Below are 25,877 nucleotides of genomic sequence, written 5' to 3' on the forward strand. Positions count from 1 at the left end.
CTACGCGCTGTCGGGTTCTCCGGGGCTGGTCGGCTTCGAGGGACGGTGGAGCGCCGGGGGTCGCGGCGTCGTGCGGAGGTGCGTCGCGGCGAGGAGCAGGCAGAGGGCGGCCATCGTGGACCACAGCGCGATCGCTCCCGTGCGGGCGAGGAGTTGGGTGCCGCACAGGGGGGCGAGGGTCGCGGCAATGCCCCAACCGGTGCCGAAGACGGCCAGGTACCGGCCGCTTCCGGTCGATGGGGCCAGGTCGGTGACGAGCGCGTAGACCCGGCACATGATCAGCACCCGGCGAACCCTGGCAGGTGCACTTCCACGGCGCCGACGACTCCTACGCCTCGGGCTCTGCGGAGCCCCGCGCTGCGACCGGGCCTATGTGGACACCTCACGCAACGCCGGCCGCCAGTTCTGCTCCACGGCCTGCCAAAACCGGGTCAAGGCAGCAGCGTTTCGCGCCCGCCACACGAACGACCCCACATGAAGACGCTATCGCACGAACCAAACAATGTGACGCAGGTCACACCATTTGCGTCATACCAGGAGCCGTCACCGACCGTGTACGGGATGTCCACACATCGTGCTTCGAAGGGACATCATCATGCGTCTCCGCAACTTCGTACTCGGTCTCGCCACCGGTGGCGCCATCCTCACCGGCACCGTGCTGGGCGCGGCTCCCGCCCAGGCCGCCCCCGCGACGGTCGCCTGCGACCACCCGTGTCACCCGCCGGCCAGCCCCGGCTACACCTACATCACCGACTACTACTGGGCCAGTGCGTGCAACGACACCGGCAACCAGGGGATCAACGCCCATCGCTGGTCGACCTACCAGTGCACCGGCGGGGGCCAGTTCGAGAACTACGAACTGTGGGTGAAGTAGCCCTCAAGCACTGAACCCGCGATACCCGGGCACCCCCGCCACGCACCGAGACCCGTCGGTCCCGAACCGGGCCGTGCCACCGCCACTCGGACACCGTCCCCACCGCCACCACATGCGGTGGGGACGGCACCGATTCGACCTGCCCGCAAGCAGCGCGGGCTTGAGCACTCCGACGCGCCGACGGGATGCACCGACGACTCGGGTCACCGGGCAAGGCCCGTGTCGCGACGGTGGCCGCCTCGGGAGGGGCCCGCGTCGCATCGGGACCGGGCCTCCCCGACCACTCACCCCGTGGCGCGTCAGCGCCCACGACCCAGGCCGCCCACGCGATCGACGCGCGAAGCGCGGAGAGCGGCGGAGCCGCAAAGTTTGGGTCGGATGGCCCGGAGCGAAGCGGAGGGACAGCCGACCCCGAGCGAGGGGCCGCTTTTCTGCGGAGGAGCGAAGCGGGGGAGCAGAAAAGTGGTCCCTCGCGAGCCGGCGCGAAGCGCCCAACAAAAAGCCGCCGCCACCGCCACGACCTCGGCCCACCCTGCTGAAATCCCATGTCACCGGGCGTTGGCGACGGAGGTGAAGGTCGTGGTCGAAACCCGCTGAGTACGGAACCCTCCTGCGGATGCACGTTCCGCCGGAACGTGTGGTCGTGCGCGCAGCCGACCCGGCGGCGTGAGGGCGGGGATCATCCGATCGGATGACCCCCATGTCGGTCGGCCGTCGTCGTGGGATCGGTCGAGTCGCCGACGGCGGGTGAAGGGGCCGGGCGCAGGATGGGAGTTGCCGTTCTGCCCCGTGGAGGAGCCGTCATGACCGAACGTCCCATGTCCCCGGCCGACCGGGCCCTGTCCGATGCGGCCGGCCGCGGTGATCTGAACGGTGTGCGTGCCGCGCTCGCTGCGGGCGCCGATCCGGCAGCGCGGGACGGCCTCGGCCGCACGGCGCTGTTGTGCGCCGCCCTGGCCGATCACGTCGCCGTCGCCGAGTTGTTGGTCGAGGCCGGGGCGGACGTCGATGCCCGAGACGACCGGTTGGACAGCCCGTGGCTGGTCACCGGGGTCACCGGCAGCGTGGCGATGATGCGCGCGCTGCCGGCCGGCCGGCCGGACGTCACGCTTCGGAACCGGTTCGGCGGGGTGTCGGTGATTCCGGCCGCCGAGCGCGGTCACGTCGCGTACGTCCGCGCCGTCCTCGCCGAGACCGCGATCGACGTCGACCATGTCAACGACCTCGGCTGGACCGCCCTGCTGGAGGCCGTCATCCTCGGCGACGGCGGGCCGGCCCATCGCGACGTGGTGGACGTTCTGCTCGCCCACGGCGCCGATCCGCTGCTGCCGGACGGCGACCGCATCACGGCCCGCGCCCATGCCGAGCGTCGCGGCTTCCGGGAGATCGCCGCCGCCCTGCGGGCTGCGGAGCGACGCACCGACGCCTCGCGCCGGGATGGGGCGTGACCGGCCCGAACGGCGCCGTTCGGGCCGGCGTACTCGCCGTACTGGCCGCCGCTCTGCTCGCCGGCTGTGGCGGGCCCGCCCCCGCCCGGGCACCGGCACCTGCCCCTGCCCCTGTCACGACCTCCGCCGCCTCGGTCCCGGCCCGACCGGGTTCGTCCTCCACCACCCTGCTCGTCACCGACTTCGGCGCCGACACCGTCACCTTCGTCGATCCGACCCGCGCCGGCCGCGCCGCCGACCTCGGCTCCGTCCGGGTCGGCACCGCGCCGTACGGGCTCGTGGTCGTCCTCGACGGCACCGCGTGGGTGGCCACCGCCGAGGGCGTCGCCGTCGTCGACACCCGCGCCCGCGCACTCGTCGCGCGGATCCCGTACGCGACCGGGACCGGCCGCGTCACCACCGGCGAGTACCGGGGCGGCGGCATGGGCATCGCCCTCTCCCCCGACGGCACGCGGATCTACGTCGGCGTCAACGTGCCCGGCGGCGACGGCGCCCTGGAAGTCGTCGACGTCGCGACCCGCGCCGTCACCCGGGTCGTTCCGGTCGGCCGCCGCCCCTTCGACGTGGACGTCTCCGCCGACGGTCGCCACGTCTACGTCACCGACCACGACTCCTTCGACGTGCGCACGGTCGACACCGCCACCTGGGCCACGCGCCGGATCGAGGTGGCCCCGTACGGCACCCGAGGCGGCCTCGGTTCCTGGCTCAAGCCGCACTACACCGCCGTCCGCCCGTCCGACGGCGCCCTGCTGCTCCCCTTCGAGGGCGAACGGCTCGCCGTCGTCGACCCGGCGACCGACCGGGTCACCGTCGAACCGATGACGGCCAACGCGCACCAGCACGGCGTCACCGTCGCCCCCGACGGCACCCTGTACGTCGTCGCCACCGGCCCGATCGACTCCGACGTCGACGCCGGCCCGTCGCTCACCATCCGCGCCCCCGACGGAACCGAACGCGTCGTCCCGCTCGATGGGCCGCACGAGACCGTCACCCTTTCCCTCGACGGCCGCACCGCCTACGTTTCCGGCGGCTTCACCCGAGACGGCGGCTGGAACGGCCTCACGCTGGTCGACACCGCCACCGGCACCACCGCGCGCCTCCCCGTGGGCCGACTCCCGCTCGCCGTCGCCGTCCTCCCGTGACGCCGAGCAGCGTCCCCGCACGGTCGGACTCATCGTCGGCGGGCCGCGCGGCGCGTGGGTGGCGCCACCCATACCGGAACGCACACCGGCACCCTGTGGTCGGCGTCCGGCGATCGACCGGCCACGGCCACGTTCACCGACGAGTCCGAATCGGGCCGGCAGCAGGCGAACTTCGCCCCACCCGTCCCGGTCACCACCGGCACCACGCGTGCGCGGCCCGCTCACCGCGCCCGCGAGCGACACCGTCGGCGGCAACGGCGTGTACCTGTACGGCCATCGGCCTGCACCCCGTCCTGCACCGTCCGGCCCTACCGAGGTTTGCGCTTTCGGTCGCGGGGCTGGAGCGGGGTCCGTCCGAATCGGTTCCCGGTGGAAGCCCGCCGGTTTGGTGATCGCGGGCATGATGTGCGCCATGACTCACATCGCCCGTCGCATGTTCGGGCTTCTGGAGCCGATCTGCCTGGTCACCTTCTTCGCCGACGAGTGCAACGAGGAGTTGGCCGCGCTCGGCCACCGCACCTACTGGGACGGCTACTTCGCGAGCCGCGCCGCGCCGTTGGGGCGGGTGCCGGCACAGGTAGTGCACGCGGCCTTCTACAGCTTCGCCGAGGGTGAGGCCGCGCGGCACATCCCGAGCGCGTGGGAGACGATCCCGCCCGAGGCGTCCCTGGCCGCGCGCGAGCGGGGCAGCGCGGCCTCCCTGCGGCGCATCCTCGGCGACGAAACGGCCGGCTCCCCGGGCCTGGTGCGCGCCGCCGACCTGGCCACCAAGGCCGCGACGAGCGCTCCCGTGGGAGGTCGGGTGATGTACGCCGGGATGCGCTCCCTTGCGGTGCCGAGCGACCCGGTCACCCGGCTGTGGCATTCCGCGACCATGCTGCGGGAGCACCGCTGCGACGGGCACATCGCCGCGCTCGTCGGCGCGCGCATCGGCGGTACGGAGGCCCACCTGCTGGACGCGGCGGCGCGCGGCATCCATCCGCCGGAGTCGTTCGGACGCGTCCACCACCTGCCGAAGAAGCTGCTGACGGCGATCATGAGCGGTTTGCGCGAGCGCGGACTCCTCGACGCCGACGGCCGACTCACCGACACGGGCCGCGAGACCAAACAACGCGTCGAGACTCTCACCGACGAACTCGCCGCTCCGCCGTACGACGCCCTGTCCCCCGCCGAACTCGACGAGCTGATCGCCGAGCTGGAACCCATCACCGCGAAGCTGGTGGCCGCCGGCTCGCGGTAACGAGCGGCGACGGACGGGGTCAGTCGTTCCGGAGCCCGCGCGATCGGCGCGGACCCGGGCAACGGCTTGCGTCCGGGTCGTTGTCGGAACGGCTGAGGCGTCAACCCTCGAGTACGTCGCGCTGGATCTGGCGAGCCACGGAGCGCGTACCGATGCCGACGAGGTGGCGGTGGCGATGGCGACCTTCGGGGGAAGGTCGAGACCGCGACTGATCTCGTCGTACGCGGCCTGCCAACCGCCGGACGTTCTGCCCGGTTCAGCCTCAGATCCTCCTCGACGAGACGCCTCAGCTCGTCGACATTGTGGGGCGTGAAGCGTTTCCTCCCCCGGGTGAGCGCGTTGACACAGCGGGTGCAGCGCGCGGTTTCATCGAGAGTCTCGGAGATCCCTCGGCGAGGCCCCAGAGCCGTCCCTGGAGCCAGGGCGCATCGTGCTGATCGAGTTGCGATCGCCTGGTCGACGACGTCGAGGCACTGCGCGATCACCTCGGCCTTCCGCGGATGGACCTGCTCGCCCATTCCGCCGGCACGAACATTGCGACGCAATATGCGGCTCGGCACCGGAAAAGGTCAACAAGCTCGCCCTCATCGGCCCCAGCCCCAGAGCTGTCGACACAACCATCACGGGAGAGGCGCGGCGCGAGCTCGCGCAACTCCGGACTGGGAAACCGTCGCCCCCTTCTTCTGGGGCCGGTGGGATGCCACGACACGGAAGCACCACGCAGCCGCGCGGCCGGGCAACCGGGACGCTGTCGCTCTCTTCGGGGCCGAGGGCGCCTTCACCCCGAAGAGCACTCGTGCGGCGCTCGCCTCGTGCGAGGCTCGCGTTCTGCTGCTCACCGGAGAGTTCGACGTGAACAGTCCGCCCGTGGCCGCGGCCGAGTTCGCGGCGGTGTTCCCCGACGCCACACTCGTGGTGCAGCCGGGGGCAGGCCTCTATCCGTGGCTCGACGACGCCGGCCGGTTCGTGGCAACCACGGCGGCATTCCTCCGCAGATGACCCGGCCCACATCCCCGAAGTCCGACGTGGACGCTGATCGCTCCGACCGTGGAAGCGGCCAGGGCCGGTCAGCCGGCAGGTTTGACACTGAGGACGGCCGTCTTGTCGCGGATCTCGACGACCTCCAGGCTCATGGTGTTGTTGACGGTCGCGACAGTCCCCCGGTCGCAGCGCATTCTTACGCCGCCACCGCCCTGGGACGACACGCCGCCGCCACCGGAACACCCCGAGATGCTGAAGCCCGACCCCGTCACCGGCGCGACCATCTCGACCGACTTGCCGGTGATCGCCGTCACCTCGATCGGTCCGAGGCCGTACGTCTTCGGCACCGTCACGCGATCCCCCACGGCGACCTCGATCTCGCAGGTCCCGCCGGCGCACGGCCCGGTCGGGGCGGGGGACGTCGCGACGGTCGCCGTCGACGTCGGCGCGGGGTCGGATGCCGGCGACCCCGCTCCCGACGCGCCTGGTCGGCCCTCGGCGGCGGATCCGCCCGAGGAATCCGAGGAATCCGAGGAACACGACGTCACGGCGGCGAACACGACGGCGACAGTCGCGGCGGCGACAGCGGCGGACAACCTTCTACGCATCATGGCCGCCATGAAACTGCGCTACGACCGGTGCCGTCCACCGCCGGGAGCACTCGCGGCGACCCCGCGGACCCTACGGCACCGTCAGGACGACCTTGCCGGTCACCCGGCCCGTGTCGCCCAGCATGTGGCCCTTGGCGGCCTCGGCGAGGGGGAACACGGCCTCCACGACGGGGCGCAGCGATCCGGCGTCGATCATGGCGGCGAGCGCGCGCATCCCTTCCTGGTCGGCTTCGACGAGGATCGGCCGTACCCGGAGGCCCGCCGCGGCGCGAGCCGCCCGGTCGGCCAGGTCGTCGGGCAGTTGGGTCAGGGCGATCGACACGAGTTGTCCGCCCGGCGCGAGTACGTCCAGCGACCGCGTGGCGGTGTCGCCGCCGAGGGCGTCCAGCACGATGTCGACGGGTTCGATCGCGGTGAAGTCCTGCGTCCGGTAGTCGATCATCTCGTCGGCACCGAGCGAGCGGACCACGTCGTGCTTGGCGGCGCTCGCCGTCCCGATCACGTGGGCGCCGCGCGCCTTGGCGATCTGCACCGCGAAGTGGCCGACCCCGCCCGCGGCCGCGTGTACCAGCACCCGCTGACCGGGCCGCACGCCGGCGGTGTCGACGAGGGCCTGCCAGGCGGTGAGCGCGGCCAGCGGCACGGCCGCGGCCTGCGTGTGGTCGAGGCTTTTCGGCTTGGCGGCCATCGCCCGCGCGGGGGCCACGACGTACTCGGCGAAGGCCCCGGCCCCGGACGGGTACGGCAGCATGCCGAACACCTCGTCGCCCGGCTCGTGCAGCGTCACCCCGATGCCGACCGCCTCGACCGTGCCCGAGACGTCCCAGCCCAGCACCAGCGGAAGCCGGCCCAGGAAGCCGGCGAATCGGCGGTGCTTCCAGTCGGTCGGATTCATGCCCGCCGCGTGTACCCGCACCAGGATCTCGGACGGGCCCGGCACCGGCCTGGGCAGTTCGGTCTCGTGGACGACGTCGGGCCCGCCGTATACGTCCTGGCTCATCGCCTTCATGGTGCGCTTCACATCCTGTGCGGTCGTGGCATCCGTGCTTGTCATGGGACCCAGCATGTCCGGGGTGCGAGCAGGCAAAACAGTGGCCCGAAGGTCATCATGTGCAATGATCGGGCCATGGCCATCGTCAGCACATCGTCCGCTTCCGTCGCGCTCGACGCGGATTCCGCGCCGTTCCCGTGCATCCCCGCGCCGGTCTCGGACGAGCCCGCGCCGGTTCCGCACCGCGTGGTCGTACTCGCCGTCGACGACGTGATCCCGTTCGAGCTGAGTCTCGCCGCACGTCTGTTCGGGGCCGCCACCGACGCCGCGCACCGGCCGCTGTACGACGTCGTGACCTGCTCGATCGACGGGCGCCCCGTGCGCACCGCGGCGGACTTCGCGATCACCGTCGAACACGACGCCGCGGTGCTCGCGAGCGCGGGCACGGTCGTCATCCCGGCGTCCGAACGATTCGCGGAGATCGTCGACGGCGCCGCGATGCCCGCGCCGCTGGCCCGTGCGCTGCGCCTCATCCCGCCCGACGCCCGCATCGTCTCGATCTGCATCGCCACCTACGTACTGGCCGCCGCCGGCCTGCTGGACGGCCGGCCGGCCACCACGCACTGGCGGCACGCGGAGCGCCTGGGTCGCCTGTATCCGCAGGTCAGGGTGACCTCCGACGTGCTCTACGTGGACGCCGGCCGGGTCCTGACCTCGGCGGGCGCGGCCTCCGGGATCGATGTGCTCATGCATCTGATCCGGGTCGACCACGGCAGCGCGATCGCCAACCTGGTCGCGCGCCGCTGCGTCGTACCGCCACAGCGCGAGGGTGGCCAGGCGCAGTACGTGGAACGCCCCGTACCCCCGGCCGCCGACACCGGCACATCCGCCACCCGGGCATGGGCCCTGGAACGCCTGCACGAACCGCTGCCGCTGGAAGACCTCGCCCGACACGCGGGCATGAGCCGCCGCACCTTCACCCGCCGCTTCCGAGCCGAGGTGGGCCAAAGCCCCGGCCAATGGCTCACCCGGCAACGCGTGGACCTGGCCAGGGAGTTGCTGGAGACCAGCGACCTACCGGTATCCCGAATCGCCGAACGCGCCGGCTTCGGCACCGACGTATCCCTGCGACAACACCTGCACACCGCGATCGGCGTCTCCCCGGGCACGTACCGACGAACATTCCGAGGCTGACCCCTCCACTCGGCGCGGAGGAGGCCGGCACAGTCGGGCGGGTCCTCGCGGAGCGACTCGGTGTGCCGTTCCACTTCGAGGGCCCCGAGGCACCGACCGACACGTCCGTGCGTTGGTGGGGTTCGATCCGACGCGCGCGGGCTCTGCGGGATCCGGCCGGTGAGGTACCGAATAGTGCGTACTTCCGCCCGGGCCGGGTGCGATCTACGGTCGCATGGATCAATCGGTCGAACGAAACCGGCCGGCCACCGCATCGTCTGCTGCCGTGGTCGCTCGGCGTTTTGGTACGAGAGGGAACAGCACATGAGGATCGGCGTACTGGGCACGGGCGAGGTCGGACGACGGCTCGCCGGCAAGCTCGCCTCACTGGGGCATCACGTCACGCTCGGCTCCAGGACGGCGGACAACGCCGAGGCCCGCCAGTGGGCGGCGGACAACGGCGGCGCGCACGGCACCTTCGCCGACGCGGCCGGCGCCGGCGAACTCGTGGTGAACGCGACCGGCGGCCTGGTCTCGGCGGCCGTGCTGGAGGCGGCGGGGGCCGACAATCTGCGCGGCAAGATCCTCGTCGACGTGTCCAACGCACTGGACTTCTCCGAGGGCTTCCCGCCCAAGGTCTTCACCCCGGACGGCGGCAGCCTCGCCGAGCAACTGCAAAAGGCGTTCCCCGAAACCCGGGTCGTCAAGACCCTCAACACGATGAACAACACGGTCATGGTCGAGCCCGGCCTCGTCCCGGGCCACCACAACGTGTTCCTCAGCGGCAACGACGAAGCCGCCAAGGCCGAAGTCGCGACCCTGCTGGGTTCCTTCGGATGGACCACCGCCCAGATCATCGACCTCGGCGACCTGTCCAGCGCCCGCGCGACGGAACTCCTGATGCCTTTGTGGCTGCGCCTGTACGGGGTCCTGGGCCCGGTCGACTTCAACATCTCGGTCGCCATCGCCCCCACCGCCGACCGGGCCTCCACCCGCGCATGACCCGGGTCGGGCACGACGGCTGATCGACCACCGCCGTCGCCGGGGCGTCGGAGGGGTTCGCCCGACGGGCTTCGGCCCGCGCGTGGGCAGGGGTCGGGTCTTGCGTCGGGTGTGGTGGGAGACTGGGGTGATGATCAGGCAAGGCTCCTCCCTGGGGCCGTTCGCGGCGACGTTGGATGCGTACGATCTCGGGTCGGGCTCGGAGGGCGTTCATCGTGGGCTGCCGTCGTCCACCGTGTCGATCACCATTCCCGAGGCCGACTTTCTCGAGGTCGACTGGGTCGCACGTTCGCACTCGCGCAGTCGCCTCCGTGCCGTCGTGGCCGGCCTGCACCTGGATGCGGCCGAGCTGCGGCAGCGAGGATGCACGCGTGGCGTGTACCTGACGCTCGACCCGGTGGGGGCCAGGGCGTTGCTCGGGCTGCCCGCGTCCGCGCTGGCCGGACACGTGGTCGATCTCGCCGACGTCGTTCCCTCGCTCGCGGATCTGCCGGAGCGGCTGGCGGGCTGTCGGACCTGGCCGCAACGTCGCGCGCTGGTCGAACGGTCCCTGCTCGCCGGTGCGGCCCGGCACGGGGAGCGCGACGACGCCGGCGAGTTGCGTGCCATGCTCGCGGCCCTGGCCCGCACCGCCCGGGTGGACGAGGCCGCGCGCCGACTCGGATGTTCCAGGCGGCACCTGAGCACCAGGGTTCGTGCGGAGTGCGGGGTGACGCCGAAGGAGTACCAGCGTCTGGTCCGCTTCGAGGCCGTCCGACGCCGGCTCGCGGCCGTCGGCACCGCAGGGGCCGGTCTGGCGGACGTGGCCGCCGCGTCGGGGTTCGCCGATCAGGCGCATCTTTCCCGGGAGTGGCGGGCCATGGCCGGATGCACGCCCACCGAGTGGCTGCGGGCCGAAGGTGCGTCCGCCGGTAAGCCGTCGGCCCTCGACCGGTCCTCCGGCGGGACGATCACGTCCGGTCGACCTTCGGTCGGCCCGGGATCGGGAGCGGTGCCGATCCCAAATGTTCAAGACTCGGCCGCCTCCTCCGTCTCATGATCGGTACATGACGGAAACCCGAATTCTCCCTCGCCTGATCGTGTCCGACCCCGACCGTGCGTCGGCCTTCTACCGGGAAGTCCTCGGCGCCGAGGAAGTCTTTCGTGCGCCGGGCGACGACGGCCGCCCCACCGTGGTGGAGCTCCGTCTCGCCGGGTGGTCGTTCCGGGTCTCCCCCGCCGTTTCCGCGTGGGGGTGGGTATCCCCACGTGATCTGGGCGGCTCGCCGGTCCTGCTGGAGATCGAGGTCGAGGACCCGGACGAGGTCGGCGAACGCATGACCGCCCACGGAGCCGAGGTGGTCGTGGCCATCGAGAACCGGCCGTACGGGAAACGCTCGGGACGCATCCGTGACCCGTTCGACCATCTGTGGATCATCACCGGAGAGCCCTCCCTCGACGACATCCACGCGGACCGCTCCACGGCCGCCCACAACCGCGCGTCCGGACGCTGACCACACCCCGTCCCGGGGCCGCAGGCCGTACCGCGATCCGATCACCCTCGCTCTTCGTCGGCGGCGGGCCGTTCCTTCGGGTGGTCCGGGCGGAGTGTGGGCCCGCCCCTGCCCCGCCCCGCACCGCCCCGCGACGACCCGTGAAGCCCCGACCGCGGCATTGCCGGCCCCGAGGACGCGGGCGTTCACCCGCGTCCCCATAATGTCGCCGTGACCATCCCCGTCCCGAGCCCGCCGCGCCGCTCGCGACTTCCGCAACGCCCGCGACGCCCGCGACACCGGCCGCCCCGGTGGAGCCCACCGTGCGGGTGTCCACCCTGGAGCTGTTCTTCGACCTGGTCTTCGTGTTCACGGTGACCCAGCTGACCGCCGCGATCGCGCACGAGCTGAACCCGACCGGGATCACCCGGGTGGTGCTCATGCTCGCGCTGATCTGGTGGATGTACAGCGGCTACGTGTGGCTGACCAACACCGTGCCGCCGACCACGCCCGTGCGCCAGGCGCTCCTGATGGTCGGGATGGCGGGCTTCCTCGTGGTCGCGTTGGCCGTTCCGCACGCCTTCGACGGGACCGGGGAGGCGTTCGGATTCGGGTATCTGATGCTGTCCGGCGTGCACTTCGCGATGTTCCTGGCCTCCGGCGGCACCCGGCGGGCGTTCGTACGGATCGCCCCGTTCAACATGTCCAGTACCGCGTTGATCGTGGTCGGCGGCTTCCTCGACACCACCGCGCAACTCGCGGTGTGGGCCGCCGCGCTGGTCGTGCAGATCATCACGCCCTACGTCGCCGGCAACGACGGCTTCCGGTTGAGCGTCCCGCACTTCGTCGAACGACACGGTCTGGTGGTGATCGTGGCGCTGGGCGAGTCGGTGATCGCGATCGGCGTCGGCGCGCAGGGCCTCGCGCTGAACGCGACGCTGATCGCGACGGCGGCGTCGACCCTGACGGTGTGCTTCGCCATCTGGTGGGCGTACTTCGGCGCCGAGGACGACGAGCGGGCCGTCGCGGTCCTGGAGCGGCTGGAGCCCAAGGCCCGCAATCTGCGCGCGCTCAACATCTACGGGTACGTGCACTACGGACTGCTGCTCGGCATGCTGCTGTTCGCGGCCGGCGTCAAGGGAGCGATGGCGCGTCCCTCGGACCGCCTCGACACGGTCCACGCCGGCACGCTGGTGGGTGGACTCGCGCTCTACCTCGCCTCGGTCGTGGCCACCCGCCGCGCCTTCCGCATCACCCCGAACGGCTACCGGATCGGCGCCGTAATGACCCTGCTCGCCACCATCCCGATCGGCCGCTTCGGCTCGGCCCTGGTCCAGATCGCCGCCATCGCCGCGATCCTGATCGCGTACGGCATGCTGGAGACCCGCCACCGCCACCGCCACCCGGGTCCGCTCGACGCACACACCGCTTCCGTGGAGGCGGCTCGGCCCCGGTAGCCGCCTCCCGGGAACTCGAAGCGGCGGGCCGGGCGTTGCGACCGTGAACCGGATCGTGCCCGCGTCGACGTGGGAACGGCGCAGACCGAGGAGGGCGCGATGACCCGGCGACACGTCGCCGTACGTCCTCCCCGCGTCGGCTCTCCCGGTATCCGCCGCAGCCGCAGCGCACATGCCTTCGCCCGCACCCGGCGCGCCGCGCGCTTCCGGCGCGATGGGTGGCTCGGGGCGCTGCTCGCCGTCGCCCTCGCGCTGCTCGGCGCGTCGGCCGCCCCCGCGTCCGCCCATGCGGCCGGCGCACCCGACCCCGACCGTGCCTCCGTCTCCGTTTCCGCGCACACCGTCGCCGATCCGGGGCACGTACGCGACGCCGCCGACGAGGCGACGCGCGACGTGCGACGCGGCCCGCCGGCACCGCTCGCGGCCCGCGACCTCCACGACGAGCGGCACCACCTCCACCACCCCTACGACGCGGCGCTCACCGGCCGCGCCGTCGTGCTCCCGCCACAGGCGGGGCATCGAACGTCCGCACTCGGCGCCGACGCCGATCCTTCGCCGCGCCGTTACGCGCTCCCGCCGGGCCGCGCTCCACCGTCTCCCCGGGCTCCAGACCTTCCCTGAGTCCGATCGCCGTGCGCCGACCACCGGCCGCGGTGTATCCGTGGAGACCATCCTTGCCACGTGCCACCGTGGTGCGGGCGTTGTTCGCCCTCGCCATCCTCGTCATGTCCACCTACATCGCCGCCACCGTGCCACCGCAACTGGGCCTCGACCTGCGCGGCGGTACCCAGATCGTGCTGGAGACCCGGGACTCGCCCACCGCGAAAGCCGACCGCGACGCCACCGATCGAACCCTGGAGGTGCTGCGTCGCCGCGTCGACGCGCTCGGCGTCACCGAACCCACCCTGGTCCGCTCGGGCGAACGACGAATCATCGTCGAACTCCCCGGAGTACAGGACCCACGCCGCGCCGCCGAGGTGCTCGGCCGTACCGCGCAGCTCACCTTCCACCCCGTTCTCGACGGGGTCGACGCGACCGGCGCCCCGACCACACCCGACGCCGAGGGACGCCGGGTGTTGCCCGACGAGTCGGGCCACATGCTGGAACTGGACGCGGCACGGATGACCGGAGCCGACGTCGACCGCGCCCAGGCGCTCCTGGATCCCGCCGGCGGCGGCTGGCACGTCACGCTCGACCTGCGCGGCCGGGGCGAACGGGCCTGGGCCGAACTCACCGCGGACGCCGCGTGCGCACCGTCGGGAACCCCGGCGCGGCGCGTGGCGATCGCCCTGGACGGCCGGGTCGTCTCCTCGCCCCAGGTCGAGCAGTCGGTGCGGTGCGGTACCGGAATCCTCGGCGGGTCCACCCGCATCAGCGGCGACTTCGACAAACGTGAGGCGCGCGAACTGGCGCTGCTGATCAACGGCGGCGCGCTGCCGGTGCCGGTCGAGACGGTCGAGCATCGCACCGTGGGACCCACGCTGGGCGAACGGGCCATCGAGGCCGCCGGATGGGCCGCGATCGTCGGCGCGGCGCTGACCGCGCTGTTCATCGCGTGTGTGTATCGCCTGCTCGGCGTCCTCGCCGCACTGGCCCTGGTCGGCTACGGGCTGATCGCGTACGCCGCTTTGGTCGGCGTCGGCGCCACCCTCACCCTGCCCGGACTCGCCGGGTTCGTACTGGCCGTCGGGATGGCGGTCGACGCCAACGTGCTGGTCTTCGAACGGGCCCGCGAGGAATACCTCGCACGAGCCGCACCGGCGCTGCGTCCGTCCCTGGCCCGGGGATTCCGCAACGCGTTCGGCGCCGTCGCCGACTCCAACGTCACCACCCTGATCGCCGCCGGTCTGCTGTTCTTCCTGGCCGGCGGCCCGGTGCGCGGATTCGGGGTGACGCTGGGCATCGGCGTGCTCGCGTCGATGGTCAGCGCGCTGGTGGTCACCCGGGTCCTGGCCGAGTTCGCCGTGACCCGGGCGGCGGTACGACGCCGGCCCCGGATCAGCGGCATCGCGCACGCGGGCCGGGTACGCGAGTGGTTGGCCGGGCGCGATCCGCACCTCATGCGGCATCGCCGGCGCATGACGGTCGTATCCGGCGTGCTCGCGCTGGGCCTGGCGGTGTCCGGCGTGGCGGTACGCGGCGTCGACTTCGGCGTGGAGTTCACCGGTGGCCGGCTCGTCGAGTACGCGACCACGCGGGCGGTCGAGCCGGACCGGGTCCGGACGGCACTCGCCGACGCGGGATTCCCCAAGGCCGTCGTCCAGGCCTCGGGTGATCACGAACTCACCGTACGCACGGGCAGGCCGACCGAGGCCGAGGAGGCTCTGATCACCGCGACGGTCGTCGAACTCGGCCACGGCGCACAGAAGGTGCGCGACGAGTTCATCGGGCCGAGCCTGGGCAAGGAACTGCGGCTCGAGGCCACGATCGCCCTCGGGGCGGCGCTCGCCGCCCAGTTGGCATACCTGGCGATACGGTTCCGCTGGACGTTCGGGGTGGCCGCGGTCGTCGCCATGGCGCACGACGTACTGATCGTGGTGGGCGCCTTCGCGTGGCTGGGGCGCACCGTCGACGCGGTGTTCCTGGCCGCGCTGCTCACCGTGATCGGCTACTCGGTCAACGACTCCGTCGTCGTCTTCGACCGGCTCCGCGAACTGCGCCGCGCTCCCGGTGAGCGCTCGCTCGCCCGGATCGCCGACACGGCGGTGTTCCAGACCCTGCCGCGGACCGTGAACACCGGTTCCGGCGCGTTGTTCGTCCTGATCGCACTGGCGGTGTTGGGCGGCGACTCACTGGCCGACTTCGCAGTGGCGCTGCTGATCGGAGTAGTCGCCGGCACCGTCTCCACGGTGACCGTCGCCACACCCGTGGCAGTCGCACTGGAGTCGCGCACAACGCCCACGCCACCACGCGCCCCCCGCGCCGGCCACACCCCGCACGACAACGGCGCCCGCATCTGACCCCTGCGACCACCCACAGGCAGGCCTACCCCATCCCACCGGGCCTACCGCCGCGCCGAGGAGGGCCGAGCCGGCCCTCCTCGGCCGTGCTCACGACACCGACCGAGCAAGGCGACCGCCTCGCCCAGCAGGTCGGTCTCGTGGTCGGTCAGGTTGGGGTCGGCTCGGCGGAAGCGTACGGCGTCATCCAACGCGTCGGCAGGCACGGCCCCGACAGCGGCCAGGAACGCGGTGAGGAACGCGACGGCGAGCGCGGCCTCCGGTCCGGCGGGGTCGACCGCGACTTGGGCGAGGATCAGCGCGGACACGGCGACGTCGAACTCGGGTGGGCCCGCTCGGGAGTTGCGCCAGTCGATCACCACCGGTCCGCGCGCTTCGAGCATGATGTTCGCCGGGTGCAGATCCAGGTGCACCGGGTGCTCGTCCGACCTGCCCGGGATCCGTGGCGGCAGCGCGTGGAGGCGGGCGAGCAGGCCGGCAGTCAGTTCCGCGGCCGCCGACGCGGTGATCTCCCCGGTGCCCAGCGCGTGCAGCATGGTAGGGCCGGTGAGTCGTTCGAGGACCAGATCGCCGCCCTCGGCCGAGTAGACGTGTGGCACGGGAAATCCCAACCCGCCGACATGGGCCATCATCGCGGCCTCGGCGGCCACGTCGCCTCCGTCCCGATACCGGCGCAGGACGCGCCGCGCGTCGAGAGCGAAGACATCGGCATCTCGGCCGGTCGCCAACAGCACGAGGTCGGTCACAGCGCGACTGTACTGTCGTGCGCCGAGCCGCGCGCCCGACTTCGGCGCCACGACCGCCGTCGTCGATGAAGCCTCGAGGGGTCGGGGCCGACGCCCTGGTCCCTGCGGGCCGACCGGAGACGAGCCGGCCGGCCCTTCGCGCGAATCAGGGTGGGGGCAGGGTCGGGTCCTCGGCGGCCGGATTGCCGTTGGCGTCGAAGATGGTTCTGCTCCAGCGTTTGTCCCACTTGTCGCCCACGGTTCGCGGCACCTTGCCGGCCGGATAGCGCACGGTGCCCGGCGGTGGATCCCGGTCGTCGGGCACGCATTGGCTTCCCGTGGCGCTGCCGATCTGCTTGACCGGGTACTCTCCGCCACCGCAGACGTGCTCCTGGAAAGCGTCGCAGCCGGCGGTCGACCAGCCGGCGATGGTCGCGGCGAGCACGACGGCGAGAAGCCGACCCGGGCGTCCGGCCGGGAGCCTGCGCACGATCGGGACCTCCCTGTCGGGTCGGATCATCGTGTCGCGAAGGACTGCCCCGGACGTACGTACGTATGCTCGAACTCCGTCGGAAACCAGGCAGTCGGGCTTCGCGCCACAGACACGGCGAGGCCCGAGCCGGCCTCCCCGTCCGGCAGCGGAATTCCGGCGATGCCGTCGGTGGTGCCCTGCCGAGTGCCGGCTCTGATCGCCCGCTGACGCCAGGCGGTACCCAAGCTGCGGCCGGCCGGCACACTGTCCTCATGACGGGCGAAGCCGGTGGGTCTCGAGGTCGGTGGGCTCACCCGGGCAAGTACGCGCGCATCGAACGGGAACGGCGGTTCCTCCTGGCCGCACCGCCGGCCCCGGCGGACGTCACGACCACCTGGGCCATCGGCGACCGGTATCTGACGGGAACCCGCCTGCGACTGCGACGTGTCGAGCGGCCGGACGGCAGTTGCGAGTTCAAACTCACCCAGAAGGTGCCGGTCGTTCGACCGGGCGCCATTCAGGGGCTGATCACGAACACGTACCTGTCAGCGGCCGAATACGACCTGCTGGCCACGCTGCCGGCCAGGGTGCTGTCCAAGACGCGATTCGGCGTCCCGCCCGTGGGCGTCGACGTCTTCGACGGGCCTCTGCGGGGCCTGGTCCTCGCGGAAGCCGAATTCACCGACTGGTTGGCCGAGTACGGGATCCACCCGGCGACTTCCCAGCGAAACCACGCGAGCAAGTCGTCGGCCGAGGGCGGACCATGGCGTGCCGACCGTCGCGGCCCCGACGCGAAGCGCCTGTCGCCGGAGCAGCACCGTCGCATCCACCACATCCTCGGCTGAGTCGGGCCGAGTCGGCTGGATCGGAGGAATCGGCCGGCCCGTCGGATGTCTCGTCTAGAGTCGGGAGTCCGGCGGACGAGGGAGTCGTGAGTGACGCACCGATTCGGGGAGTTCTTCCACACGGCGACCGGCCATCGACCCTATGCCTATCAGGTCGGGTTCGCGGAGCGCGGGCTGCCGCGGCTGGTTCGCGTTCCGTCGGGGGCGGGAAGAGCGCCGCCGTCGTATTGGCCTGGCTGTACCGGCGGTTGGTGTCCGCGGGCGAGGTGACACCGAGGCGATTGGTGTACGTGTTGCCGCAGGGCAGCCTCGCGGAGCCGACCCACGCGCGCGTCGCCGAGTGGCTGCGCCGCCTCGGGTGTGCGGACGAGGTGGACCTGCACCTGCTCGCCGGTCCGGAGTCGCAGAACGGCACGTGGCGGCGGTTTCCCGAGCGGAGCGCGATCCTGGTGGGTACGCACGACGGGCTGCTGAGCCGGGCGTTGATGCGCGGGTTCGCCGACGCGCGGGCGATGGCACCTGTGTCCTTCGGACTGCTCAACACCGACACCCACTGGGTGTTCGACGAAATGCACTTGCTGGGACCGGGGTTGCCGACGAGTGAGCGGTTGCAGTCGCTGCGCGAATCGTTCGGCACGACCGCGCCGACCGGCAGCACGTGGATGTCTTCGACGTGGGGCGGGGACCCGACCGACGGCGCCGACGTGGCGGCGGGCGCTCCTCTCGCGGCGGTTCGGCGGATCAGGCGGTTGGACCCGGACCCCACGCGGTACGTCGACGACCTCGTCGACGCGCTGGGCGCCGCGCACCTGCCCGGCACGCAGTCCATCGCCGTGCTCGGCTCCGCGCGGCGGGCGCGCGCGGTCCACGGTGCGCTGCGCGCGGCGCATCCCGGCCGGGAGATCGTGCTGGTGCATCCGTACGCGCGTTCCGTCGACCGCCAAAATCGCGCGGCGGTTTCGGAGGAGGCCGGCCGGGACCGGATCCTGGTCACGACGCGGGCGCTGGACGTCGGATCCGACGTGTCCGGCCGTACGCTCCTGACCGAACTCGCCCCGTGGAGCGCGCTCGTGCAACGTGCCGGTCGCTGCAACCGGCACGGCGAACACCTCGATGGCGGCGACCTGTTGTGGTGCGTGCCTCCGGACGGACCGGGACCGGACGCGGGCGTCGCGGCCTGGTTGGACGCGCACGAGGGCGAGGCCGTCACCACCGTCGACCTGTTCCGCGCCCGGGTCGAGCAAGGCGCGGCGTCTTCCCGAATCCTGCGCGAGCACGACGTGTTGGCGATGTTCGACAACGCATACGGCGCGGTTCCGGCCGACGCGAGTCCGTGGGTCTGCGCCGACGACGAGCACACGGTCTTCGTCGCGTGGCGGGTCTGGGAGTCGGGGGAACCCGCCGAGGACGAGCCGCAAGCCGCGCGCGGCGAGCAGTGCGAGGCGCCGCTCGCCGACGTCCGGGAGATGCCGGCCGACCGGGGAGTGTGGCTGCGGGATCCCGTCGACGGCCGGTGGCGGCACGCCGTGGCCGACGATCTCCGCCCCGGAACATCCGTGGTGCTCGACGCGGCGCGCGGCGGCTACCTCCCCGAGGTGGGGTGGGCGCCCGAGAGCGACGCGCCGGTGCCCTCGCTCTTCGCCGGACGCACGCCCCCCGCGATCGCGTGCGTGGCGTGGGTGAGTCTCGACCGGCACCTGCTGGAGACCGAGGAGGAGGCACGTGCGGTCACGGCCGCCCTTCCCGGGCTGACCGACGAGCATCGCGAAGCCGTGGCCCGCGCCGCCAGGTTCCACGATCTCGGCAAGTGCCACGACGTGTTCCAGGCCATGCTGCGCGGCGGCGGTGGCGGCGAGCCGCCGGATCACCTGCTGGCCAAGTCCAAGGCGCCGTGGAACAACGGGCTTTCCACGCGGGCGTATTTCCGGCACGAACTGGTCAGCGCGCTCATCCTGTCGAACGGCGAGCACTGGCATACCCCCGGATTAGACCCCGAGTTGGTGACCTACCTGGTCGCGGCGCACCACGGTCGGGTCCGTGTGTCGGTGCGCCCGGCGGCCGACGAGGACGCGCAGGCGCTGCTCGGCGTCCGTGACGGTGATCGCACACCACCGGTCGCCGTGTCCACGGGCGATCACTTCCCCGGGCAGTCGCTCGACACCGGGGTGTTCCGCCCGGGCGGTTCGTGGACGCCGCAGGTCTTGGCACTGCGCGACCGCGACGACCTGGGGCCGTTTCGGCTCGCGTACCTCGAGTCCTTGGTCCGCGTCGCCGACTGGCGCTCCAGTGCCCGTCACGACGGCCCCACGGCGGGCCTCGCGCCCTGAGCCCGCCACCGTGCCCCGGCGAGCCGAGCCGGGGCACCCGCACGGGCGCGCGCTACCGGGCCGGTTCCGCCGGGGACTGGGATCGCGGGATGGGCGGGTCGGGAGCCGGCGGGGGGCACTCGGGGTGCCTCCGGTGGGCGTCGTAGTGCCAGAACGGGCGTACGGCCAGGGCGCCCACCAGGACCAGGACGATGCACAGCATGGCGCTGCCCGACCATGCGATGCCGAGGGTGGTGGTCGCCGCCATGGCTCCCGCGCGCAGGTCGCCGAGGCGCGGCCCGCCGGCGACGACCACGGTGAAGACGCCCTGCATACGTCCGCGCATCTCGTCCGGCGCCCAGGTCTGGAGAATCGTCTGCCGGTACACGGCGCTGACCAGGTCGGCGGCGCCGGCAAGGACGAGGAGGGCGACGGCGAGCCAGAGGGCACGGGTGAAGCCGGCCAACGTGATGGCACTCGCCCAGGCGACCACCGCGAGGGTGAGCGCGACGCCCTGGCGGCGCACGCGCGCGATCCATCCGCTGCACAGGCCCGCCAGCAGGGATCCGATGGCGACCGCCGAGTACAGCACGCCGATCCCGCCGTGGAAGCGGGTGGCGGCGGCCTCGGGGAACAGCGCGTTCGGCATGGCCAGCACCATGGCGGCGATGTCCACGGCGAACGACATCAGGAGTATGGGACTGCCGCCGATGAAGCGAAGGCCCTCGAACACGCCACCTGTCCCCGTGCCCGTCGCGGCCCCCGCCGGCGGGATCGGCGGAAGTCTCCACGTCGAGTAGAGGGATAGGGTGAACAGAATGGCGTCGGCGCCGTAGGCGTAGGCGAACCCCTGCGGAAGGGTGAGCAGGACGCCCGCGACCAGCGGACCCGCGATCTGGCCGATGTTGCCCACCGTGAAACTCAGGGTGTTCGCGGCGGGAATCAACTCGTGCGGCACGATGCGGGGAATGATCGCACCGCGCGCCGAGGAGGCCGTGGCGAAGCCGGCCCCCTGAACGGCGACGAGGCCGAGCAGCAGGAACTCCGAGCGCGCGTGCAGGAGGGTCTGGGCGAACAGCGCGATGGTCACCGCCCAGGTCACCAGCGACGACCACAGGCACAGGCGGCGGCGATCGACCCGGTCGGCGACGGCGCCGCCGTACAGGCCGAACACCACGATGGGCACGAAGCCGAAGAGTCCGGCCAGGCCCACGTAGAACGACGAGTGCGTGATGGAGTAGATCTGCACCGGGACGGTGACCTCGGTGACCATCGTGCCCACCAGCGAGGCCCCCTGGCCGACCAGCACCCGCCGATAGGCCGGCACGGCGAACGGACGCGTGTCCACCGCCGCGCGACGTATCCGGGCGCCGATGCCCCGGGATGCCTTCGCTGCGGGCGTCGGCGTCATCGGGCCTCCGTCCCCGACGTCGTGGCGCGGTGGGCGGATCGCCCCGACGTCGTTGCCTGGTAGGCGGGCGACCCCGCCCCTGGACGGGGTCGATGCCGCCGTCGACGCGAATCCCCCGGTGTCGTGCTCATGGCGCCACGTTGTCACGAGGCCGCAATGGCTTTCTTCCATTAATCTGCCTACTTGTGTCGCAAAACAGCCAACACCCTTCGGTCGTGCCTTCGACGGTCCACGACCACGCCGCCGGCGAGGTCATCGACCGCCACCGGCACACCTTCCATCAGCTGATCCACGTCAGCGCCGGGGTACTGGCCATCCGGACGGGGCGGGGATCGTGGGTGGCCTGCCGGGACCGTGCCGTCTGGATCCCGGCGAACACGTGGCACGAGCACCGGGTCTTCGGCCGCAGCTCCGTACACACTCTCGGCTTCGCGTCGGACGACATTCCCCTGCCCGTGGACTCGCCCACGGTGGTGGCCGTCGACGGTCTGCTCCGTGAGCTCTTCGTCGCCTGCACCGAACCGGACCTGCCGGCGGTCGAGTCGCGGCGGCTGCGCGCGGTATTGAACGACCGGCTGCGCCGTGCCCACGTCCGGCCCCTGACCCTGCCGACGGCCCGGGACCCGCGCCTGGCGCACGCGTGCCGGATGGTCGAGGAGGACCTGGGCCGTCCCCGCACGATCGCCTGGTTGAGCCGCCATGTCGGCGTTGGCGAACGAACCCTGACCCGCCTGTTCCACACCGAGTTCGGCACGACCTACCCGCAATGGCGCACCAACACCCGGGTCTTCCACGCGATGATCCATCTGGCCGAAGGAGCCACCGTCACCGAGACGGCGCGGCGCTGCGGCTGGGCCACGACCAGTGCGTTCATCGACACCTTCACCCGCACCATGGGCCGCACCCCGGGCGCGTACCGCAGCGTGGCCCACGAGCCGGCCACGACCGCGCCGGTGTGACCTCGGCCGCGGTCAGCGGGACGAAGTGCCGTCCGCGGTCGTCGCGTCGGCGGTGTCGAGGAGTTCGAGGAGGGTGCCGGGGAAGCCGAAGAGCAGGCGCACCGCGACCACCCACGCGTCGGGCCGGTCGAGTCGGGCGCGAACGTGCCGGATCAGCTCGCGGTATGCGGGGTCGCGGAGGAAACCCGGTTTCCACGCGGCGTGTTCGGTGATGATGCGGACCGCCTGCGGGGCGTCCACGCACGCGGTCGCCGCCACGTCCAGTACGGTCGGCGCGCCGGACTCCAGGCCCGTCTCCATCCATTGGCCCAACGTCCGGTACGGGACGGGACCGTACAGCACCACGTTCCGGAGTTCGGTCGGGCAGTCCGGGTGGTCCAAAAGGCTTCGGATCGGGTTGTCCCCGAACGGCTCCTCGGCCTGGGCGCGCAGGACTTCCGGCCAGGGCAGGGGCTCGTCCCGGAACGGGCGCACCACATGGGCGGCCCCGCGCAGATCCGCGATCACCGCCTCGGGACGCGCCGCCTCGGCGGCGGCCGCGCGCAGCAGGTCAAGTCCCGTGTCGGGCCCGGCGGCCAGCGCCCGCCGCGCCACCTCGCACACGTGGGGCGGCCACGTCCATCGGTCGATCGGTCGGCTTCTCGCGGCCTTGCTCGTCGGGTCCAGCAACTCCTGCACGTCCCGCGGCCCGCCGTACTCCCACAGCCGCACCAGCATCGCCAGGCGCGGCGCCGTGGTCAGCCCGGCCGCGTGTGCCGGAAGATGTCGCAGCAACAGCGGATGCCCCGAACACCGCACGGCCGCGATCCGGTCGAGGACCTGCTCAGGTGGCGGCTTCCGCGCCCAGGAGGCGACGCTTTCGGCGACCGGGACCGCGCGCGGACGCCCGTGCCGGTCGGCCCCGGAGGCCACCCGCACGCGTTGCTCGCGGGTGAGCCGGGCGTGGGCATACAGCTCGGCGTTGACCCCGGGGTCGTCGCGGTCCAGCAACCGCGCGATCTCCTCGTCCGACAGGTCCGCCGGGTATGTCGCCAGGGCCAGGGCCGCGAGCCGGCCGTGTTCGGCGAGGAGCGCGGCGCGCACCGTCGCGTTCGCACCGCCGGGCATGCACAGCAGTTCCACCGCCCGGGACGGCAGCGTCGGGATCAGCGCGGCTTGTACATCCGGCGCGGCGCACGTGAACAGGACCCGGAAGGCCGCCTCGACGGGGTTCGCGGAGGCGGGCGAGCCGGCGAACGTGGTGTTGTGGTCTTCGGGGACGCGTCCGGTGACCGCCGACTCGACGAATTGCCGAACGGTACCCGGGAACCAGGCCTTTCCGGTGCGGATCGCGCTCCACGCGGCGGGGTCCGTGCCCAGGCGCGCGGCGAGGCGGGACACCGCGTCGCGCACGCCGGGCGCGGCCAGGGGAAGGGCGGCGAACACGGCGGTGGCCGGGGCGACCGTGTCCAGCACCTCGTCCGGGTCGTATCGGCCTTCCGTCAGGGCGCGTGCCAGCAGCGGCTCCCATACGACGCCGCTCGACGTGTCGGCCACGAACGACGTGATCCACTCCAGGGGGACGACGTCCGGCGCGGCGGCCAGGACCCGGTACGGCTCCGCGCGGTACGCCTCGGCGGCCAGGTCGGCCGGGCATCCGGGACGCATGGTCATCGCCGCCAGGCCCGCACCCGTGAACGGGCGGCGGGCGTGTTCGGCCAGGATCAGGTCCCACGGCAGCAGTTCGTCGGCGGCCGACACGAACTCGGTCCACGCGTAGACCGCGAAATCGGTGTTCCAGTCCTCGTCCTCGTCGTTCGTGTACCGGTCCTGCCTCGGCGGGCTCCGGTCCAGGTGGCGCAGCCCGAGCAGGAGCAGGTGCGCGTCGAACACCGCGTCGTCGAGCGGCGGCGCATCCGGAGCGGCATCGCCTCGTCCGTCCCGCGCGAGGGCATCCTCGCCACCGGCAGCCCGCAGCCGGCGCCTCGCGTCGAGCCGTACGGCCGGGGTCGGATCGTCGCCGAACACGCGGAGCGCGTGCGCGATCAACTCCGGGAACGGGCCGCGCAGCGCCGGGACGAGCCGGACGTCCGCCCGGGTATCCGACAACCGCTCCACGAGGCCGCCGGGCTCGCGCCACCGCGGATCGGTCGGATCCGCCGAGGCCAGTACCGCGGACCCGACGCGGAGCGCGGCGGTCGTGCGCTCCCGGACCGTCGCACGCCGTTCGTCGGCGCGGGCGCGGTAGCCGGCGGGCCTCGGCCCGGGGTCGGAGACGGATCGACGGGGAGACTCGAAGCCCAACGGGAATTCGGCCAGATACAGCCGCACCGCCAACTCCGGCCACCCCAGCTCCGCGAGCACGATCGCCACGTCCGCCGGCGGCACGCTCCCGCGCGCGAGAGCGTCGCGGGCGAGAGCCGCCCGGGTGTCGGGATCGGCGCTCGCCAGCAAACGCCGGACCAGTTCCCGCGGCAGATGCGCCGCCCGGACGAGGGCGGCCAGGACGGGCTCACGCAGCCGCGCCGCGAGGTCCGGCACCCAGGCCGGATCACACAGCGTCAGGGCGACACTCGCCCCGGCGCTCTCATCGGAGATGTTCACACGCCCCATCCTGCGACACACCCCGGTTCGCGCGTCCGGGTGTCCGCGCCCGATGCGACTCCCAACTCCCGGTCCGGAAAACGCGCTTGGCCGGATTCGCCGGATTCACGGACAATCTCCGTCGACGCGGCATAGGCTCCCGCCATCGACCGATTCACTCCCGGGGGGCATGTGAAACGCAAGCCGAACGAGGAACCGACGCGCGACGATTACGAGCCTCTCACCACCCCGGCCGCCAAACGGCCGCACGCGCCCGCGCCGGACCCCGACATCGACGATCAGTCGTCCGGGGACGACACGGCCGGCGAGCCCGAAATCCCCGAGGACGACCCGGAACACATCGAACCCGAGGGCCGGGACGACACCGGAGGTGTCCCCGAGGTGCCGGCAGTGGAACTGCCACCCCAGGACGACGACGAGGAGGCGCAACTCCCGGTGCTGACCGACGCCGAGATCGCCGCCCTGGATCTGGAGCAGGCGAACGCGGCACTCACGGCCCGCATCGGCGGGTTCGGCGCGCAGACCGACGACATGCCCGCGCTGGAGTTCCGAGTGGCAGCGCTCGAACACGTCGGCAACGCCGCGTGGTTGCTCAGCACCACCGGTTGTCGGGCCGTGGCCGACTGGCTCGCCACCCGCGCCGCCCTGACGGGCGATCTGCTCGCCATCGTGCAGACGCGGGCGGGACAGCTGACCCTGCCCGCCACACCCGCACCACTCGCGGCCACCCGGGACGCCGTCTGGACCGCGCTGAACCTCGCCCGACGGGTGAACCCCCAGGGCGCCGCGGGCGAGGGCTGCGAATACCTCGCGCATGCCATCTGTGAGTGGTTCCACGCCGTGCACCCGAATTCGGCCCGGCTGCACCTGACCAAGTTCTGGATCGTCGCCCCCAACGGGAACCTGCATCCGCCCGACAACTGGAACCACCACGTCGCCCCGGTGCTGCACTTCGCCGACGGCGACTACGTGTTCGACCTGTCGCTCTTTCCCGACGGGCCGGTGTCCCTGGCCACGTGGCAGGCCGAGATCAGGACCCACAATCCCCCGCCCGGGCTGCTCGAACGGCGATTCCCCTGGGAGTTGCTGCTCCCACCGGCGATCGTGCCGGGCTACCAGCCGGGGATGCGCATCGTGATCGGCGACCCGGAACGGAACGCCATCGACGCCTGTACTCGCGTGTGACCCGGACGGCGGCGTCTCGGTGCGTCGGCGTGTCGCACCG

Annotated in this window: 24 protein-coding genes and 1 pseudogene; 18 read left to right on the forward strand and 7 right to left on the reverse strand. The window is 72.3% G+C overall.

Annotated features, from left to right (window positions below; genetic code table 11):
* Window positions 1-276, reverse strand: coding sequence for an MFS transporter (locus tag B4N89_RS37415; protein WP_107504205.1), 276 nt, complete (start codon window positions 274-276; stop codon window positions 1-3).
* On the opposite strand from B4N89_RS37415, the gene B4N89_RS37420 reads away from it, so the two are divergent.
* From B4N89_RS37420 to B4N89_RS52065, 7 genes and pseudogenes are all read left to right on the forward strand, one after another.
* A complete protein-coding gene (locus B4N89_RS37420; protein ID WP_235619177.1) occupies window positions 275-478 on the forward strand; it encodes a CGNR zinc finger domain-containing protein in 204 nt (67 codons plus the stop codon). The two genes, B4N89_RS37415 and B4N89_RS37420, sit on opposite strands and share 2 nt — an antisense overlap.
* 117 nt (window positions 479-595) lie before the next feature.
* Window positions 596-874, forward strand: a complete 279-nt coding sequence (locus B4N89_RS37425) for a hypothetical protein (protein ID WP_078981015.1) — start codon at window positions 596-598, stop codon at window positions 872-874.
* A gap of 803 nt (window positions 875-1,677) precedes the next feature.
* Complete coding sequence (locus B4N89_RS37430; protein ID WP_078981016.1) at window positions 1,678-2,322, forward strand: ankyrin repeat domain-containing protein; 645 nt, start codon at window positions 1,678-1,680, stop codon at window positions 2,320-2,322.
* On the forward strand, window positions 2,319-3,464 hold the full coding sequence (locus B4N89_RS37435) for a YncE family protein (protein ID WP_078981017.1): 1,146 nt from the start codon (window positions 2,319-2,321) through the stop codon (window positions 3,462-3,464). Before B4N89_RS37430 ends, B4N89_RS37435 begins: the two co-directional genes overlap by 4 nt.
* A gap of 54 nt (window positions 3,465-3,518) precedes the next feature.
* A pseudogene (locus B4N89_RS52055) lies at window positions 3,519-3,611 on the forward strand (hypothetical protein); the annotation flags it as partial.
* Between the two features lie 265 nt (window positions 3,612-3,876).
* Entirely contained in the window at window positions 3,877-4,704 is an 828-nt protein-coding gene (locus B4N89_RS37445) for an SCO6745 family protein (RefSeq protein WP_078981567.1), read from the forward strand.
* Between the two features lie 852 nt (window positions 4,705-5,556).
* A complete protein-coding gene (locus B4N89_RS52065) occupies window positions 5,557-5,703 on the forward strand; it encodes a hypothetical protein (RefSeq protein ID WP_235619178.1) in 147 nt (48 codons plus the stop codon).
* A 68-nt stretch (window positions 5,704-5,771) separates the two neighbouring features.
* On the opposite strand, the gene B4N89_RS37460 is transcribed toward B4N89_RS52065, so the two are convergent.
* The gene (locus B4N89_RS37460) at window positions 5,772-6,038 is read right to left on the reverse strand and encodes a hypothetical protein (protein ID WP_235619179.1); all 267 of its coding nucleotides are present in this window, start codon (window positions 6,036-6,038) and stop codon (window positions 5,772-5,774) included.
* A 328-nt stretch (window positions 6,039-6,366) separates the two neighbouring features.
* Window positions 6,367-7,305: an NADP-dependent oxidoreductase gene (locus tag B4N89_RS37465; protein WP_078981018.1), complete on the reverse strand. Its 939-nt coding sequence runs from the start codon at window positions 7,303-7,305 to the stop codon at window positions 6,367-6,369.
* A gap of 117 nt (window positions 7,306-7,422) precedes the next feature.
* On the opposite strand from B4N89_RS37465, the gene B4N89_RS37470 reads away from it, so the two are divergent.
* The 7 genes from B4N89_RS37470 (at window position 7,423) to secD (ending at window position 15,351) form a co-directional block, all read left to right on the forward strand.
* Window positions 7,423-8,481 (forward strand): GlxA family transcriptional regulator, encoded by a 1,059-nt coding sequence (locus B4N89_RS37470; protein ID WP_078981019.1) that lies wholly within the window; start codon window positions 7,423-7,425, stop codon window positions 8,479-8,481.
* 303 nt (window positions 8,482-8,784) lie between these two features.
* Window positions 8,785-9,462 carry an NADPH-dependent F420 reductase gene (locus tag B4N89_RS37475; RefSeq protein WP_078981020.1) on the forward strand — a complete coding sequence of 226 codons (678 nt, stop codon included), beginning with the start codon at window positions 8,785-8,787 and terminating at the stop codon, window positions 9,460-9,462.
* Window positions 9,463-9,592: 130 nt separating this feature from the next.
* Entirely contained in the window at window positions 9,593-10,501 is a 909-nt protein-coding gene (locus tag B4N89_RS37480; RefSeq protein WP_078981021.1) for a helix-turn-helix domain-containing protein, read from the forward strand.
* Window positions 10,502-10,508: 7 nt separating this feature from the next.
* Complete coding sequence (locus tag B4N89_RS37485; RefSeq protein WP_078981022.1) at window positions 10,509-10,955, forward strand: VOC family protein; 447 nt, start codon at window positions 10,509-10,511, stop codon at window positions 10,953-10,955.
* 302 nt (window positions 10,956-11,257) lie between these two features.
* On the forward strand, window positions 11,258-12,391 hold the full coding sequence (locus tag B4N89_RS37490) for a low temperature requirement protein A (RefSeq protein WP_161500954.1): 1,134 nt from the start codon (window positions 11,258-11,260) through the stop codon (window positions 12,389-12,391).
* Between the two features lie 99 nt (window positions 12,392-12,490).
* Entirely contained in the window at window positions 12,491-13,012 is a 522-nt protein-coding gene (locus B4N89_RS37495; protein WP_143658222.1) for a hypothetical protein, read from the forward strand.
* Between the two features lie 53 nt (window positions 13,013-13,065).
* Window positions 13,066-15,351: a protein translocase subunit SecD gene (secD, locus tag B4N89_RS37500; RefSeq protein ID WP_078981025.1), complete on the forward strand. Its 2,286-nt coding sequence runs from the start codon at window positions 13,066-13,068 to the stop codon at window positions 15,349-15,351.
* Window positions 15,352-15,395: 44 nt separating this feature from the next.
* On the opposite strand, the gene B4N89_RS37505 is transcribed toward secD, so the two are convergent.
* Together B4N89_RS37505 and B4N89_RS37510 are read right to left on the reverse strand one after the other, a co-directional pair.
* Window positions 15,396-16,097 (reverse strand): phosphotransferase, encoded by a 702-nt coding sequence (locus tag B4N89_RS37505; protein ID WP_078981569.1) that lies wholly within the window; start codon window positions 16,095-16,097, stop codon window positions 15,396-15,398.
* 145 nt (window positions 16,098-16,242) lie between these two features.
* Window positions 16,243-16,566 (reverse strand): SCO0607 family lipoprotein, encoded by a 324-nt coding sequence (locus B4N89_RS37510; RefSeq protein ID WP_201261102.1) that lies wholly within the window; start codon window positions 16,564-16,566, stop codon window positions 16,243-16,245.
* A 254-nt stretch (window positions 16,567-16,820) separates the two neighbouring features.
* On the opposite strand from B4N89_RS37510, the gene B4N89_RS37515 reads away from it, so the two are divergent.
* Complete coding sequence (locus B4N89_RS37515) at window positions 16,821-17,393, forward strand: hypothetical protein (RefSeq protein WP_235619180.1); 573 nt, start codon at window positions 16,821-16,823, stop codon at window positions 17,391-17,393.
* A 266-nt stretch (window positions 17,394-17,659) separates the two neighbouring features.
* A complete protein-coding gene (locus B4N89_RS37520; RefSeq protein WP_143658223.1) occupies window positions 17,660-19,720 on the forward strand; it encodes a CRISPR-associated endonuclease Cas3'' in 2,061 nt (686 codons plus the stop codon).
* Window positions 19,721-19,772: 52 nt separating this feature from the next.
* On the opposite strand, the gene B4N89_RS37525 is transcribed toward B4N89_RS37520, so the two are convergent.
* Entirely contained in the window at window positions 19,773-21,110 is a 1,338-nt protein-coding gene (locus B4N89_RS37525) for an MFS transporter (protein WP_078981027.1), read from the reverse strand.
* 215 nt (window positions 21,111-21,325) lie between these two features.
* Between B4N89_RS37525 and B4N89_RS37530 the strand changes: the two genes are divergently transcribed.
* Complete coding sequence (locus B4N89_RS37530; protein WP_235619181.1) at window positions 21,326-22,069, forward strand: AraC family transcriptional regulator; 744 nt, start codon at window positions 21,326-21,328, stop codon at window positions 22,067-22,069.
* 12 nt (window positions 22,070-22,081) lie between these two features.
* Here B4N89_RS37530 and B4N89_RS37535 read toward each other — a convergent pair whose 3' ends face one another.
* Window positions 22,082-24,652: a hypothetical protein gene (locus tag B4N89_RS37535; protein WP_078981029.1), complete on the reverse strand. Its 2,571-nt coding sequence runs from the start codon at window positions 24,650-24,652 to the stop codon at window positions 22,082-22,084.
* A 171-nt stretch (window positions 24,653-24,823) separates the two neighbouring features.
* Here B4N89_RS37535 and B4N89_RS37540 point away from each other — a divergent pair, with 171 nt between their 5' ends.
* Window positions 24,824-25,837 carry a protein-glutamine glutaminase family protein gene (locus tag B4N89_RS37540; RefSeq protein ID WP_078981030.1) on the forward strand — a complete coding sequence of 338 codons (1,014 nt, stop codon included), beginning with the start codon at window positions 24,824-24,826 and terminating at the stop codon, window positions 25,835-25,837.
* The last annotated feature ends 40 nt before the right edge of the window (window positions 25,838-25,877 follow it).

Source organism: Embleya scabrispora, from assembly GCF_002024165.1.
In the GTDB taxonomy this organism is placed as follows: Bacteria; Actinomycetota; Actinomycetes; order Streptomycetales; family Streptomycetaceae; genus Embleya; species Embleya scabrispora_A.

Bases quoted from the DNA above. Each gene is read 5' to 3' on its own strand.
- B4N89_RS37495 (WP_143658222.1), top strand. From the start codon at position 12,491: ATGACCCGGCGACACGTCGCCGTACGTCCTCCCCGCGTCGGCTCTCCC.
- B4N89_RS37425 (WP_078981015.1), top strand. From the start codon at position 596: ATGCGTCTCCGCAACTTCGTACTCGGTCTCGCCACCGGTGGCGCCATC.
- B4N89_RS37415 (WP_107504205.1), bottom strand. From the start codon at position 276: ATGTGCCGGGTCTACGCGCTCGTCACCGACCTGGCCCCATCGACCGGA.
- B4N89_RS37480 (WP_078981021.1), top strand. From the start codon at position 9,593: ATGATCAGGCAAGGCTCCTCCCTGGGGCCGTTCGCGGCGACGTTGGAT.
- B4N89_RS37430 (WP_078981016.1), top strand. From the start codon at position 1,678: ATGACCGAACGTCCCATGTCCCCGGCCGACCGGGCCCTGTCCGATGCG.
- B4N89_RS37525 (WP_078981027.1), bottom strand. From the start codon at position 21,110: ATGACGCCGACGCCCGCAGCGAAGGCATCCCGGGGCATCGGCGCCCGG.
- B4N89_RS37475 (WP_078981020.1), top strand. From the start codon at position 8,785: ATGAGGATCGGCGTACTGGGCACGGGCGAGGTCGGACGACGGCTCGCC.
- B4N89_RS37470 (WP_078981019.1), top strand. From the start codon at position 7,423: ATGGCCATCGTCAGCACATCGTCCGCTTCCGTCGCGCTCGACGCGGAT.
- B4N89_RS37465 (WP_078981018.1), bottom strand. From the start codon at position 7,305: ATGAAGGCGATGAGCCAGGACGTATACGGCGGGCCCGACGTCGTCCAC.
- B4N89_RS37515 (WP_235619180.1), top strand. From the start codon at position 16,821: ATGACGGGCGAAGCCGGTGGGTCTCGAGGTCGGTGGGCTCACCCGGGC.
- B4N89_RS37485 (WP_078981022.1), top strand. From the start codon at position 10,509: ATGACGGAAACCCGAATTCTCCCTCGCCTGATCGTGTCCGACCCCGAC.
- B4N89_RS37420 (WP_235619177.1), top strand. From the start codon at position 275: ATGATCAGCACCCGGCGAACCCTGGCAGGTGCACTTCCACGGCGCCGA.
- B4N89_RS37445 (WP_078981567.1), top strand. From the start codon at position 3,877: ATGACTCACATCGCCCGTCGCATGTTCGGGCTTCTGGAGCCGATCTGC.